The sequence below is a fragment of the Burkholderia arboris genome, assembly GCF_902499125.1.
Classification (GTDB): Bacteria; Pseudomonadota; Gammaproteobacteria; order Burkholderiales; family Burkholderiaceae; genus Burkholderia; species Burkholderia arboris.
Genome location: NZ_CABVPX010000014.1, coordinates 46,460 through 59,907, shown reverse-complemented (window position 1 = coordinate 59,907; position 13,448 = coordinate 46,460). Strand labels below are relative to the sequence as shown.

11 protein-coding genes are annotated in these 13,448 nt (G+C 66.5%); 2 read left to right on the top strand and 9 right to left on the bottom strand.

Annotation, left to right across the window (positions count from 1 at the left end):
- Window positions 1-161: 161 nt before the first annotated feature.
- Window positions 162-2,483 carry a PA14 domain-containing protein gene (locus tag BLA15945_RS18390; RefSeq protein WP_174993081.1) on the top strand — a complete coding sequence of 774 codons (2,322 nt, stop codon included), beginning with the start codon at window positions 162-164 and terminating at the stop codon, window positions 2,481-2,483.
- A gap of 71 nt (window positions 2,484-2,554) precedes the next feature.
- Here BLA15945_RS18390 and BLA15945_RS18385 read toward each other — a convergent pair whose 3' ends face one another.
- The 9 genes from BLA15945_RS18385 to kdpA form a co-directional block, all read right to left on the bottom strand.
- Window positions 2,555-3,322, bottom strand: coding sequence for an ABC transporter ATP-binding protein (locus BLA15945_RS18385; protein WP_174993080.1), 768 nt, complete (start codon window positions 3,320-3,322; stop codon window positions 2,555-2,557).
- A 33-nt stretch (window positions 3,323-3,355) separates the two neighbouring features.
- Window positions 3,356-4,069, bottom strand: a complete 714-nt coding sequence (locus tag BLA15945_RS18380; RefSeq protein WP_059237437.1) for an ABC transporter permease — start codon at window positions 4,067-4,069, stop codon at window positions 3,356-3,358.
- Window positions 4,066-4,755 carry an ABC transporter permease gene (locus tag BLA15945_RS18375; protein ID WP_059237438.1) on the bottom strand — a complete coding sequence of 230 codons (690 nt, stop codon included), beginning with the start codon at window positions 4,753-4,755 and terminating at the stop codon, window positions 4,066-4,068. The genes BLA15945_RS18380 and BLA15945_RS18375 overlap by 4 nt, the downstream gene beginning before the upstream one ends.
- A gap of 174 nt (window positions 4,756-4,929) precedes the next feature.
- Window positions 4,930-5,703: an ABC transporter substrate-binding protein gene (locus BLA15945_RS18370; RefSeq protein ID WP_059237439.1), complete on the bottom strand. Its 774-nt coding sequence runs from the start codon at window positions 5,701-5,703 to the stop codon at window positions 4,930-4,932.
- A 290-nt stretch (window positions 5,704-5,993) separates the two neighbouring features.
- Window positions 5,994-6,728 (bottom strand): response regulator, encoded by a 735-nt coding sequence (locus tag BLA15945_RS18365; protein WP_059237440.1) that lies wholly within the window; start codon window positions 6,726-6,728, stop codon window positions 5,994-5,996.
- A complete protein-coding gene (locus tag BLA15945_RS18360; RefSeq protein ID WP_174993079.1) occupies window positions 6,725-8,410 on the bottom strand; it encodes a DUF4118 domain-containing protein in 1,686 nt (561 codons plus the stop codon). Before BLA15945_RS18360 ends, BLA15945_RS18365 begins: the two co-directional genes overlap by 4 nt.
- Window positions 8,411-8,490: 80 nt before the next feature.
- A complete protein-coding gene (gene kdpB / locus BLA15945_RS18355; protein ID WP_174993134.1) occupies window positions 8,491-10,539 on the bottom strand; it encodes a potassium-transporting ATPase subunit KdpB in 2,049 nt (682 codons plus the stop codon).
- Window positions 10,540-10,595: 56 nt separating this feature from the next.
- A complete protein-coding gene (gene kdpC, locus BLA15945_RS18350) occupies window positions 10,596-11,297 on the bottom strand; it encodes a potassium-transporting ATPase subunit KdpC (protein WP_174993078.1) in 702 nt (233 codons plus the stop codon).
- A 10-nt stretch (window positions 11,298-11,307) separates the two neighbouring features.
- Entirely contained in the window at window positions 11,308-13,011 is a 1,704-nt protein-coding gene (kdpA, locus tag BLA15945_RS18345; RefSeq protein ID WP_174993077.1) for a potassium-transporting ATPase subunit KdpA, read from the bottom strand.
- Between kdpA and BLA15945_RS38105 the strand changes: the two genes are divergently transcribed.
- Window positions 12,991-13,356, top strand: coding sequence for a hypothetical protein (locus BLA15945_RS38105; RefSeq protein ID WP_230950415.1), 366 nt, complete (start codon window positions 12,991-12,993; stop codon window positions 13,354-13,356). The genes kdpA and BLA15945_RS38105 overlap by 21 nt on opposite strands.
- The last annotated feature ends 92 nt before the right edge of the window (window positions 13,357-13,448 follow it).

Genomic DNA, 13,448 nt, shown 5'->3' with positions numbered 1-13,448 from the left:
GACGGTGACCGGAAGCGAATGCGCGCGAACCCGCCGCGCTGCCCGCTCCGTCCGTCCGCACACCACACGCCTACCGTTCCGCGACGCATCCTGTCCGGATACCGCTGCATCCGCATCGAGTCACCAGTCGTCCGCTTCTCCTCATTCATACGGAGTCCAGAATGACTATCACGTCTCGTCTCAAGCCCGCCGCGCTGGCGGTCGTCGTGCTGCTGGCATCGTGCGGCGGCGATGATTCGTCCGCCCCGTCCGCATCGGCACTCGCCGCGCGTGCGTCCATCGATGCCGCATCGAGCGACAGCGCCGCTGCCGCCAACGCCGCTGCATCCAGCGACTTCATGAACATGGGGCACGGCGGCCCGTCGCATTTCCCGAACCAGCTCGTCACGCTCGGCCTCCCCGGGCCGACGCCCGCGCTGCGCGTGTCGTCGCGCGGCGTGCCGCCCTACGCACCGCCGGCACCGCCCGTGGCAACCGACACGCAAACGCTGACGCTCGCCGATTTCGATACGTACGGCCCGGCCTGGACGAGCGGCGGCACCAACACGATCCGGATCGACGGCACGAGCACGGACGGCGCGAAGCTCGTCACGAACGCGCAGCATCCGGCGTACGGCCACGCATCGTACGAAGCGGACGTCACGATCGGCGCACCGGCACCGGGCGCCAATACCGCGAACGCGGGCTTCATCGTGCACGTGACGAACCCGACAGTCGGCACCGACGCGCTGACGGGCTACTACATCGGGCTCGATGCGGTGCGCCACGTGGTGCAGGTCGGCCGCGAGCAGAACAACTGGACCGATTTCATCGACTATCCGGCGCCCGCGGTCGTGCCGGGCAGCACGCATCACCTGAAAGTCGTCACGCGCAACAACGCAATCGAGGTGTATGTCGACGGCACGCAGGTGATCAGCATCAACGACGCAACGAGCGGCCTGACGACCGCGCTGCGCGCGGGCGCATTCGGGCTGCGCCGCTTCGGTGCGAGCGTCGCGTTCAGCAACGTGACCGTCAGCCGCTTTCCGGACGTCGCACCGAAGACCTACGATTTCTCGCGTGTGGTCGGCGCGGTGTACAACCCGTGGAATGCCGTCAACGCGATCGATTTCTGGCAGAACTACGATCCGGCGATCGTCGACCGCGAGCTCGACTACGCGCAGACGTACGGGATGAACACGATCACCGTGTACCTGCACTACCTGAACTGGGTCAACGATCGCGACGCGTTCCTCGCGAAGTTCGACAGCCTGCTCGGGATCGCCGCGCGCCACGGGCTGAAGGTTGCACCGATCTTCTACGACGACTGCTGGCACGTCGATCCCGCATACGGTCCGCAACCTGCGCCAATCTTCGGCGTGCACAACAGCCGCTGGGTGCAATCGCCCGGGCAGTCGGTCGAGCAGCAGTACCTGCAACCGGTCGCGGCCGGCGCGCCGACCACGTACAAGCAGGATCTGCAGCACTACATCGCCGATTTCGTGTCCGCGCACCGCAACGATCCGCGCATCCTGTACTGGGAACCGATGAACGAGCCCGGCTGCAGCGGCAACGGCGCGCTGCAGCCGACGCGCGCGCTGATGATGAACGACGCGCGCATCGCGATCCTGAACGCGGGCGCGACGCAGCCGATCAATTCGCCGAACGTGCAGGAGCCGGAAGGCGACTACTTCTCCGACTTCCATGCCTTCCACCCGTATGCGCTCAATGCGACGACGCCCGACTATTCGCTGCCGCCGAGCCTGCTCGACAGCCTGAATTCGGAAACGCTGCAGCGCGGCTGGCCGGGCGGCCAGGCGGGCCAGACGATGGCCGGCATCGCATCCACCTACGGCGGCAAGACGGGCTTCCTCGTGTGGGAACTGATGATCGGCCGCACGAATACGCGCTTCCACTGGGGGCAGACGGCGTCCGCACCGGCGACCGTCGAGCCGGCGACGCCGTTCCAGGGCACGCTCTACCCCGACGGCCACCCGTGGAGCACGGCCGAGGTGCAGGCGCTCGCGAGCGCATTCAGCTCGCGGCTGCGCGTGCTGAACGCGACGTACTACAACGACACGACGTTCACGACGCCGGTGTTCTCGTCGATCACGCCGCTGGTGGATTTCGACCTGAATACCGAGCGCGGCACCGATTCGCCTGACGCGTCGAAGGGGATGAATGCGACGAACTATGCGATCCGCTGGACCGGCGCGCTCGATATTCCGAAAGCCGACAACTACACGTTCAGCGTGACGAGCGACAACGTCGCGCGCGTGTGGATCGACGGCCGCAAGGTGATCGACAAGGAACAGCCGGGGCTCGCGACCGCGAAGCGCCGGATCCACCTCGCGCAGAAGCGGAACGTGCCGATCCGCGTGGAGTACGTGCATGCGAGCGGGCCAGCCAGCATGCACCTGCAATGGTCGAGCCCGGGTGCGGGCCGCGACAATCTCGTGCGTGTCGCGCAGCGGCCTTTGACGGATGCGCTTGCGCAACAGTAGGCGTTGTTCGCATCAGCGCCCGTGAAGCCGCAACGGCATCCCGGGCGTCGACGCAAAACCCGCACGCGTGGTTACTTCAACCGCCCCGACAGGAATTGCCCGAGCCGTTCGCTCTTCGGATTCACGAGAATCTCCTGCGGATTCCCTTCCTCCTCGATCTTCCCCTGATGCAGGAAGATCACGTGATTCGACACGTTGCGCGCGAAGCCCATCTCGTGCGTGACGACGACCATCGTGCGGCCTTCCTCGGCCAGCTTCTGCATCACCTTCAGCACTTCGCCCACCAGTTCCGGATCGAGTGCCGACGTCGGCTCGTCGAACAGCATCACTTCCGGCTCCATCGCGAGCGCACGCGCGATCGCGACGCGCTGCTGCTGGCCGCCCGACAGGTGCGCCGGATACATGCCTTCGACGCGCGACGCGAGGCCGACCTTCTCCAGATACTTGCGCGCGCGTGCGACCGCTTCATCCTTGCCGATCCCGAGCACGGCCATCGGCGCCTCGATCACGTTCTCGAGCACCGTCATGTGCGCCCACAGGTTGAAGTGCTGGAACACCATCGACAGCTTCGTGCGCATCCGCTGCAGCTGCTTCTGGTCGGCCACGCGCAGCGCGCCGTTGCGGTCACGCGTGGTCTGGATCGGTTCGCTGCCGATCGTGATCTGCCCCGAGCACGGCTGCTCGAGGAAGTTGATGCAGCGCAGGAACGTGCTCTTGCCGGAGCCGCTCGAGCCGATGATGCTGATCACGTCGCCGGCCTTCGCCTTCATCGACACGCCCTTCAACACCTCGTTGTCGCCGAACTTCTTGTGCAGGTTGTCAACGGTAAGCTTGTACATGCTGGGTCCTTCCTTGCGAATCTTGCGGATGCGTTAATGGCTGCGCGGCGAGAGGTACGCGAGCCAGCGCGTCTCGAGCTTGCGGAACGCCCAGATGAGCGTGAACACGACGGCGGCGTACAGCACGGCGGCGATGCCGTAGGCCTGGAACGACATGTACGTCGCCGAATTGACGTCGCGCGTGACCTTCAGGATGTCGGGCACGGTCGCGGTGAACGCGAGCGTCGTCGCATGCAGCATCAGGATCACTTCGTTGCTGTAGCTCGGCAGCGAGCGGCGCAGCGCGGACGGCAGGATGATGCGCGTATAGAGCTTGAAGCGCGACATCCCGTAGGCCATCCCGGCTTCGATTTCGCCGGCCGACGTCGCCTTGATCGCACCGGCGAAGATCTCCGTCGCATATGCGCACTCGTTCAGCACGAATGCGAGCAGCGTGCAGTTCATCGCGTTGCGGAAGAACGTGTCGAGCAGCACGTGATCGTGCACGACCTGCAGGCTGTAGATGCCCGTGTAGCACATCAGCAGTTGCACGTAGAGCGGCGTGCCGCGGAACACGTACGTATAGAGCCAGACGGGGCCCGAGATCCAGCGGTTCGACGACGCGCGCGCAATCGCGAGCGGCACGGCGAGCGCGAAACCGAGCGCGATCGACACGACCAGCAGCCACAGCGTGATCGCGAGGCCGCTGAAGCGGTAGCCGTCGGTATAGAGATAGCTTTGCCAGTACTGGCTGACGAGTTCGATCACAGTGCGAGCCTCCGGACACCGACGGAATAACGCTTCTCGAGGTGATGCAGCACGACGTTGGACACCGTCGTGATCGCGAGGTAGATCGCGCCCGCAGCCAGCGTGAAGAAGAAGAAATCGAGCGTGCTCTTGCCCGCGTCCTGCGACGCCTTCACGACGTCGGCGAGGCCGATGATCGACACGAGCGCGGTGGCCTTCACGAGCACCTGCCAGTTGTTGCCGATGCCGGGCAGCGCGAAGCGCATCATTTGCGGGAACAGGATGCGGCGGAACACGCGCCAGCCGCTCATCCCGTACGCGAAGCCGGCTTCGAGCTGGCCGCGCGGCACCGCGAGGAACGCGCCGCGGAACGTCTCGGTGAAGTACGCACCGTAGATGAAGCCGAGCGTGATGACGCCCGCCACGAACGGATCGATGTCGATCTGGTCCCAGCCGAGCATGTCGGTGAAATTGTTCAGCAGGATCTGGATCCCGTAGAACAGCAGCAGCATCAGCACGAGGTCCGGCACCGCGCGGATCAGCGTCGTGTAGAAGGTGCCGATCGACTTGAGCATGCGGTTCGTCGACAGTTTCGCGCTCGCGCCGATGAGGCCCAGCACGAGCGACGCGGCGAGCGACAGCACCGCGAGCTTCACGGTCTCGACCGTGCCGGCCCACAGCAGCGGGCCAAATCCTTGGAAGATCATATGAGGGATCCAGAACGAGGTGGCTGGATTGTCAATAGCCATTAGCCGCGCATCAAACGATATCTGCGCACAACCTGATGCACCCTGCTCATCAAGTCGGACACGTCACGCGATGCGGGTTGCACCCACGACAGGCGCGGCGCGCGCCACAGCCGGAGCGCGCCGCATGCTTGATCAGCCGCCGTAGACGTCGAACGCGAAGTACTTCTTCTCGAGCTTCTTGTACGTGCCGTCCTTGATGATGTCGGCGATCGCATGGTCGATCTTCGCCTTCAGGTCGGCGTCGTCCTTGCGCAGGCCGATGCCGGCGCCGTTGCCGAGCGTCTTCGGATCGTCGATGTCCTTGCCGGCGAATTCGAAGTTCGCGCCGCGCGGCGTCTTCAGGAAGCCGATGTCGGCCTGCACCGCGTCCTGCAGCGCCGCATCGAGGCGGCCCGACATCAGGTCCTGGTACACGCCGTCCTGGTTCTGGTAAGGCACGACCTGCACGCCCTTCGGCGCCCAGTAGGCCTTCGCGTAGGTTTCCTGGATCGTGCCCTGCTCGACGCCGACCGACTTGCCCTTCAGCGAATCGGCCGTCGGCTGCAGGTTCGCGCCCTTCTTCGTGACGAGGCGCGTCGGCGTATTGAACAGCTTGTCGGAGAACGCGATCTGCTCGGCGCGCGCCGGTGTCATCGACATCGACGACAGCACGCCGTCGAACTTCTTCGCCTTCAGCGCCGGGATCATCCCGTCGAAGTCGTTCTCGATCCACACGCATTTCGCCTTCAGGCGCGCGCAGATCTCGTTGCCGAGATCGACGTCGAAGCCGACGACCTTGCCGCTTGCGTCCTTCGATTCGAACGGCGGGTAGCTGGCGTCGACGCCGAACCGGATCGTCGACCAATCCTTGGCGTGGGCACCGACCGCGATGCAGGCAAGGGCAATACTGAGCGCGAGTTTCTTCATGGCGTTCCTGTCAGAGGCGAACTGGGCAGGGATCCCGTCGGGCGGCGCCGCCGTGAACCCTTCCAACCCGGGGATCGCCCTTCCGGCGACACTCGAAGTTGTACATACAACTTTGCCTTTTCAGGAGGTACGCCAGCAATCCGTGTTTATCACTAGTTGTCGGCGGATTGTTTCACCAACGGCGTTTTTCCTTTAATTTCAATTAACTACGAATTACGAAAAGCTAAACAACAGCTTTCTCCATACGTACTCGCACCGCCACGAGCCGGCTTTCACTTGTCTAGACGTGGCTACGCCGCACCGCGCGGCCCGTCCGCCATCCCGACCGTTTCCAGACCGACCAGCCGGTACCCGAACTGCAGCTCCGTCAGCAGGTGCCGCGGCCGCGCGGGTACCGGTTCGAGCTTCTGCCGCAGGTTCGTCATGTACACGCGCACGTAGTGCGCGCGATCCGCGTCGTGAATGCCCCAGACCTCGGCCAGCAGCTGCCGCGCCGCGACCACGCCGCCGCGCGCGCGGATCAGCGCCGCGAGCAGCCGGAATTCGAGGCGCGTCAGGTGGACGGGCTCGCCGCTCCGAGCGACTTCGTGCTTGCCGAGATCGACCGTCACGTCGCCGAACCGCACGATCGACGACGATTGCCCGTCGGCCGACACGAACGCCGCGCGCCGCAGCTGCGCGCGCGCCCGTGCGAGCAGTTCGGGCACGCCGAACGGCTTGGGCAGGTAATCGTCAGCGCCCGCGTCGAGCGCCGCGACCTTCTCCACCTCCTGCTGGCGCGCCGACAGCACGATCACGGGCACCGTCGACCACTCGCGCAATTCACGGATGAAGGTCTTGCCGTCGTCGTCCGGCAGCCCGAGATCGACGATCACGAGATCGGGCTTGCTGCTCGACGCATACATCCGCGCCTCGCGGGCCGTCGACGCCTCGCAGGTGTCGAGCCCTTCCTGTTCCAGCGCCATCCGCACGAAGCGGCGAATGTCCGATTCGTCTTCGACGATAAGTACGCGCGATCTGATCATGTCCGGCTCTCGTGTTCGATGTCGGGCGGCGCGCCCAGCGGCAGACGAAGCTCGAACCGCGCGCCGTGCGGATCGAGCGGCACCGCGCGGATCGAGCCGCCGTGCGCGTTGACGATGCTGCGGCACAGCGCGAGCCCGAGCCCCACGCCGCTGATCGACGATTCCTTGCGTTCGCGCTCGAACGGTTCGAACAGCGGCTCGGTGTTGCGCGCGATGAAACCGGGCCCGTCGTCCTCGACGAACACGTACAGCGTTTCGCCGAACACGCGTGCGCGCACCGACACCGCCGCCTCCGCGCCCGCGTATTTCGCCGCGTTGTCGAGCAGGTTCATCAGCACGCGCTCGATCAGCAGCGCGTCGACGTCGATCAGCGGCAGGTCGGCCGGCAAGTCGGCGCTCACGTCGCGGCCGACCAGCACGCCGGCCGAATGCGCGAGCGCGCTGCCGACGATCTCGTCGAGCATGTGCCACTCGCGATTGAGCCGCACGCCTTCGCTCTGCATGCGCGCGAGATCGAGCAGGTTCACGACGAGCCCGTGCAACGCCTCGGCCTGGTTGCGGATACCGTGCGCAAGCGCGGCCGGCTGCCCTTCCGCCAGACGCTCCGGCTTCTCCAGCGTCTCGGCGAGCCCGCGGATCGCGGTGAGCGGCGTCTTCAGGTCGTGCGACACGGCGGCCAGCAGCGCATTGCGCAACCGTTCGCCTTCGATCCGGACCAGCGTGTGCTGCGCGACGCCGACGTAGTGCACGCGTTCCAGCGCCATCGCGATCGACGAGCACAATGCATCGATCAGGCGGCGATCGTCGGGGTCGGTCGGCACCGGCTGCGCATCGCCGAACAGCACGAGCACGCCGCGGACGCGCATCGGCGCCTTCAACGGCAGGTATTGCGCGGCCGCGCGTTCGAACGGCGGCATCCCGCAACCGGCAGCGCGTGCGTTCTCGAAGACCCAGCGTGCAGTCGGCACTTCGACGAACCGTGCGTGCTGCGCGGGCATCAGGCGATCGTCCGCATCGGGCAGTACGAGCGCGACGCGGACGCCGAGCAGCGGCGCGATCGTGCCGGTGCAGATCGATGCGATCTGCTCGGTCTCGATCGCGGCCGACAGATCGTGCGCGACGCGCGCGAGTGCGGCCGAGCGTTTCTCGTTCGCCCGCGCGGCGCGTGCCTCCGCGCGCAGGCGGGCCGCGAGCTGGCCGATCGCGAGCGCGACGGCCAGCATCAGCGCGAACGTGAACACGTACTGCGTATCGGACACCGCGAACGACAGCCGCGGCTCGACGAAGAAGAAGTCGAAGCAGCCGACGCAGACGAACGCGGCCCATGCACCGGCCAGCCGGCCGAGCCGCAGCGCGATCAGCACGACGGTCATCAGGAACAGCATCACGACGTTCGACAGGTCGAACACGCGCAGCAGCGCGCTTGCCGCGAGCGTCGCGAGCGCGCAGACGAGCGTGGCCAGCAGCAGCGGCACCACGTACTGCGACACCCAGACATGCGTGCGCGGATGCGCCTCGCGCACCGCCAGCGCGGGCTGCGTGTCGGGCCCGGCGCCCGCGATGCGGTCGGCCATCGCCGCGCATGCGCGCAGCACGCTGCGCCAGCGATCGCGGCCCGCACCGGTTTCCAGCGGCGCCCTCGCCCGTCGATTCGCTTCGTTCACGTCCACATTCACATCCATGATCGCTTCCGGCAATTGAAACGCCGAACGGCCCCGCGCACGCCGCGAAGGCGTGAGCGGGGCCGCGACGGCGCGTTCGGTCAGATAAACGGCGTCAGCAGCATGTCGATCAGCTTGATGCCGATGAACGGTGCGACGATCCCGCCCACCCCGTAGATCAGCAGGTTGCGCCCCAGCAGCTTTTCGGCCGGCTCCGCGCGGTACTTCACGCCTTTCAGCGCCAGCGGAATCAGCGCGACGATGATCAGCGCGTTGAAGATCACCGCCGACAGAATCGCCGACGTCGGGCTGTGCAGGCCCATCACGTTCAACGCGCCGAGCGCCGGATACGTCGCGACGAACGCGGCCGGGATGATCGCGAAATACTTCGCGAGATCGTTCGCGACGCTGAACGTGGTCAGCGCGCCCCGCGTCATGATCATCTGCTTGCCGACCTCGACCACCTGCATCAGCTTCGTCGGGTTGCTGTCGAGGTCGACCATGTTGGCCGCCTCCTTCGCCGCCTGCGTGCCGCTGTGCATCGCGACGGCCACATCGGCCTGCGCGAGCGCCGGCGCGTCGTTGGTGCCGTCGCCCGTCATCGCGACGAGATGGCCCTTCGCCTGGTGCTCGCGGATCAGCCGCAGCTTGTCTTCGGGCGTCGCTTCGGCCAGGTAGTCGTCGACGCCGGCTTCCGCCGCGATCGCGGCCGCGGTCAGGCGGTTGTCGCCGGTGATCATCACCGTCTTCACGCCGACCTTGCGCAGCTCGGCGAAGCGCGCGCCGATCCCGTGCTTGACGATGTCCTTCAGCTCGATCGCGCCGAGCACCGTGGAGCCGTCGGCGACGACGAGCGGCGTGCCGCCGCGCCGTGCGATGTCGTTGACGGCCGTCTCGACCGTTTGCGGAAACACGCCGCCGAGCGCATCGACATGCGCGCGGATCGCGGACGCCGCGCCCTTGCGCACCTGGCGTTCGCCGATATCGAGGCCGCTCATCCGCGTGCGTGCGCTGAACGGCACCGCGATGCTGCCGTCGGCCGCCGACACGTCCAGCGAGAAGCGCTGCTTCGCGAGCGCGACGATCGAGCGCCCCTCGGGCGTCTCGTCGGCGAGCGACGACAGCTGCGCGGCTTCGACCAGCGCACGTTCGTCCACGCCCGGCGCCGGCCGGAACTGCACGGCCTCGCGGTTGCCGAGCGTGATCGTACCGGTCTTGTCGAGCAGCAGCACGTCGACGTCGCCGGCCGCCTCGATCGCACGGCCCGACGTCGCGAGCACGTTCGCGCGCATCATGCGGCTCATCCCCGCGATGCCGATCGCCGACAGCAGCGCGCCAATCGTCGTCGGGATCAGGCACACGAGCAGCGCGATCAGCACGGTCAGGCTCACGGCCGAGCCCGATGCGTTCAGCAGCACGCTGAACTGCGAGAACGGCAGCAGCGTCACGCACACGAGCAGGAAGATGATCGTCAGCGCGACGAGCAGGATCGTCAGCGCCACTTCGTTCGGCGTCTTGCCGCGCTTCGCGCCTTCGACCATCGCGATCATCCGGTCGAGGAACGCTTCGCCCGGTTGCGCGGTGATCTTCACGATGATCCAGTCGGACAGCACGCGCGTGCCGCCCGTCACCGACGAGAAATCTCCGCCCGACTCGCGGATCACCGGCGCGGATTCGCCGGTAATCGCCGACTCGTCGACCGAGGCAACGCCGTCGATCACTTCGCCGTCGGCCGGAATCGTGTCGCCCGCCTCGACGAGCACGATGCTGCCGGCCGCGAGCTCATCGCTCGGCACGCGATGGCTCGTGCTGCCGAATTGCTTCGGCTCGTCGAGCACCTTCGCGTACACGCGCTTGCGCGCCGCGCGCAGCGCATCGGCCTGCGCCTTGCCGCGCCCTTCGGCCAGCGCCTCGGCCGCGTTCGCGAACAGCACGGTGAACCACAGCCAGCACGCGACCGCGAAGATGAAGCCGGCCGGCGCGTCGGCGGTGCCAGTCAGCGCCTGCAGCCACAGCACGGTCGTGACGATGCTGCCGAGATAGACGACGAACATCACCGGGTTCTTCAACTGCACCTGCGGCGCGAGCTTGCGGAACGCTTCGCGCACCACGGCCGTCCAGCGCATCGGCGGCACGGCGCCGACCGGCATGGCCGCCGGGTTGATCGGGGTTTCGATATGGGACATGAGTGACTCCGTGGTTCCTGCTATTGCTTCGCGCCGGCCGCGTGGCCGAACGCGCGGTCGAGCGCGAGGTTCAGGTCGAGCACGCGCACGCGCGGTTCGCCGAGCACGCCGAGCTGGCGCGGCGAGGCGATGCGGTCGACCAGCGTCGCGACCTGCGCGGCATCGACGCCGCGCGCATGGGCAACGCGCGCCGCCTGCAGCCGTGCGTTCGCGACCGAGATCTCGGGATCGAGCCCGGACGCGGACGCGGTGACGGCGTCCGCCGGTACCGGCGTACCGTCGGCGAGCGCGTTCTCCTGCCGGTACGCACGCACGCGCTGCGCGATGTCGGCGAGCAGCTTCTTGCTGGTCGCGCCCTGGTTGCTGGCGCCGCTGCCGGCCGCGTTGTACGGCTGGTCGACCGTCTTCGACGGATCGGCCGGATCGGTGCCGACCGTCGCGCTCGGCCGCGCATGGAAGTAGCCGGCTCGCGTGAATTGCTGCCCGATGACTGCCGAGCCGATCGTCGTGCCGTTCTGCTGCACGAGGCTGCCGCGCGCCTGCGCCGGAAACAGCACGTTCGCGACGCCCGTGGTGAGCAGCGGATACGCGAGGCCCGTCACGAGCATGAACAGCACCGACGATGCGATCACGGGCCGCACGAGGCCGCGCGTCGCCGCGCCGAACGAAGAACCGGGTGCCGGCGCGGCGGCGGCCGCTGCCTGGCGATTGCCTTGAATCATGATGTTTCCCTCAGAACAGTTGGCCGCCCGACATCAGCAGGTGCTCGACGACCGGGCCGAGCGCGAGCGCGGGCAGGAACGTGAGACCGCCGACCACCAGGATCACGAACACCAGCAGGCCGGCGAACAGGCCCGTCGACGTCGACAGCGTGCCCGCGCTTTCCGGTACGCCCTTCTTCGCGGCGAGGCTGCCCGCGACCGCGAGCATCGGCAGCAGCGTCAGGTAGCGGCCGATCAGCATCGCGAAGCCGATCGTCGTGTTGAAGAACGGCGTGTTCGCGTTCAGCCCTGCGAACGCGGAGCCGTTGTTGGCCGTGCCCGACGTGTACGCGTACAGCACTTCGCTAAAGCCGTGCGGGCCGAGGTTCGCGAGGCTATCCATCGTCGAGTGCAGCATCGCGGCCAGCGCGGTGAAGCCGAGGATGCTGAACGGGTGCGCGAGCACCGCGAGCATCACGAACTTCATCTCGCGCGCCTCGATCTTCTTGCCGAGGAATTCCGGCGTGCGGCCGATCATCATCCCGACGAGGAACACCGTGAGGATCGCGAACGTGAACAGGTTGATCAGCCCGACGCCGTCGCCGCCGAACACGTTGTTCAGCATCATCTGCGCGATCGGCACGAGGCCGCCGAGCGGCGTCAGCGAGTCGTGCATCGCGTCGACCGAACCGGTGGTCGCCGCCGTCGTGACGGTTGCGAACAGGCTCGTCTGCGCGATGCCGAAGCGCATTTCCTTGCCTTCCATGTTGCCGCCCGGCTGCGCGGCGCTCATCTGCTGATCGACGCCGAGCCCGGTGAGCAGCGGATTGCCGTGCTGCTCGGCCGAATAGATCACGGCGAGGAAGCCGACGAACATCACGACGAATGCGCCGAGGAGCACCCAGCCCTGGCGGCGCCGGCTGATCATCGTGCCGAGCGTATAGGTCAGCGCGGACGGGATCAGCAGCATCGACAGCATGTGCAGCGTGTTGGTGAGCGGCGTCGGGTTCTCGAACGGATGAGCGGCGTTCATGCTGAAGAAGCCGCCGCCGTTCGTGCCGATGTGCTTGATCGATTCGAGGCTCGCGACGGGCCCCATCACGATCTGCTGGCGCGCGCCTTCGAGCGTGGTCGCCCACGCGTCGGCGGCGAGCGTCTGCGGCATGCCCTGCCATACGTACACCAGCGCCATCGCGAAACTGAGCGGCAGCAGCACGCGATAGGTCACGCGCGTGAAGTCGACCCAGTAGTTGCCGATGTCCGCCGCGCTCTTGCGGCTCAGCCCGCGGATGAAACCGCCCGCGGCCGCGACGCCGGTCGCCGCGCTGACCACCATCAGGAACGTGATGACGGCCATCTGCGAGACGTTCGACAGGCTGCTCTCGCCCGCATACGCCTGCCAGTTCGTGTTCGTGATGAACGACGCGGCCGTGTTGAACGCGAGGTCGGGGCTTTGCGACGCGCGCTGCAGCGCATCGAACGGCAGCACGTCCTGGATGCGCAGCAGCAGGTAGCCGATCAGCATCATCCCGGCGTTACTGAGCAGCAGCACCATCCCGTAGCGCTGCCACGACATCGCTTCGTCGGGGTTCACGCCAAGCAGCGCATAGGTACGGCGTTCGACCCACGCGTGGCGCGGGCTCGTGAAGGCGTGCGCGAGCCATTTCCCGACGACGGGCACCAGCGCCAGCATGATCGCGAGAACGATCGCGAATTGAATGAGATTGTTGAACATGTCGACGCTCGCTCAGATCCGGTCGAGGCCGGTGATGAAACCGGCCGTCAATGCAAAGAACGCGAGCGTGAAAAAAATGAAAAGCAGATCGCTCATGACATTCACCGATATTTTCGAATTCCTGTTGAATCGCGCCGATCAATACCGCTCGGGCTTGATCAATGCATGAAACAGATAGATAAAGAGCGCGAGCGACAACGCGCCGGTGATCCACAACATGGCTTTCCCCTTTTTTCGTATGCGCGGCAACGCCGCGCGACCGTCGGCGCAGCGGGCCCTGCCGTATCGGCGCAGGCTCGGATGACGCCCCCATGCTCATCTGGCGAATGGGATGCGACAGTGTAGAAATCCGCGTATCAAAGCGGTGTTCAATTTCCTTGCAGGGAATAAAAAAGCTGTAAAGACGGCAACCGGCCGGCGCGCGTTTTTATGCATTC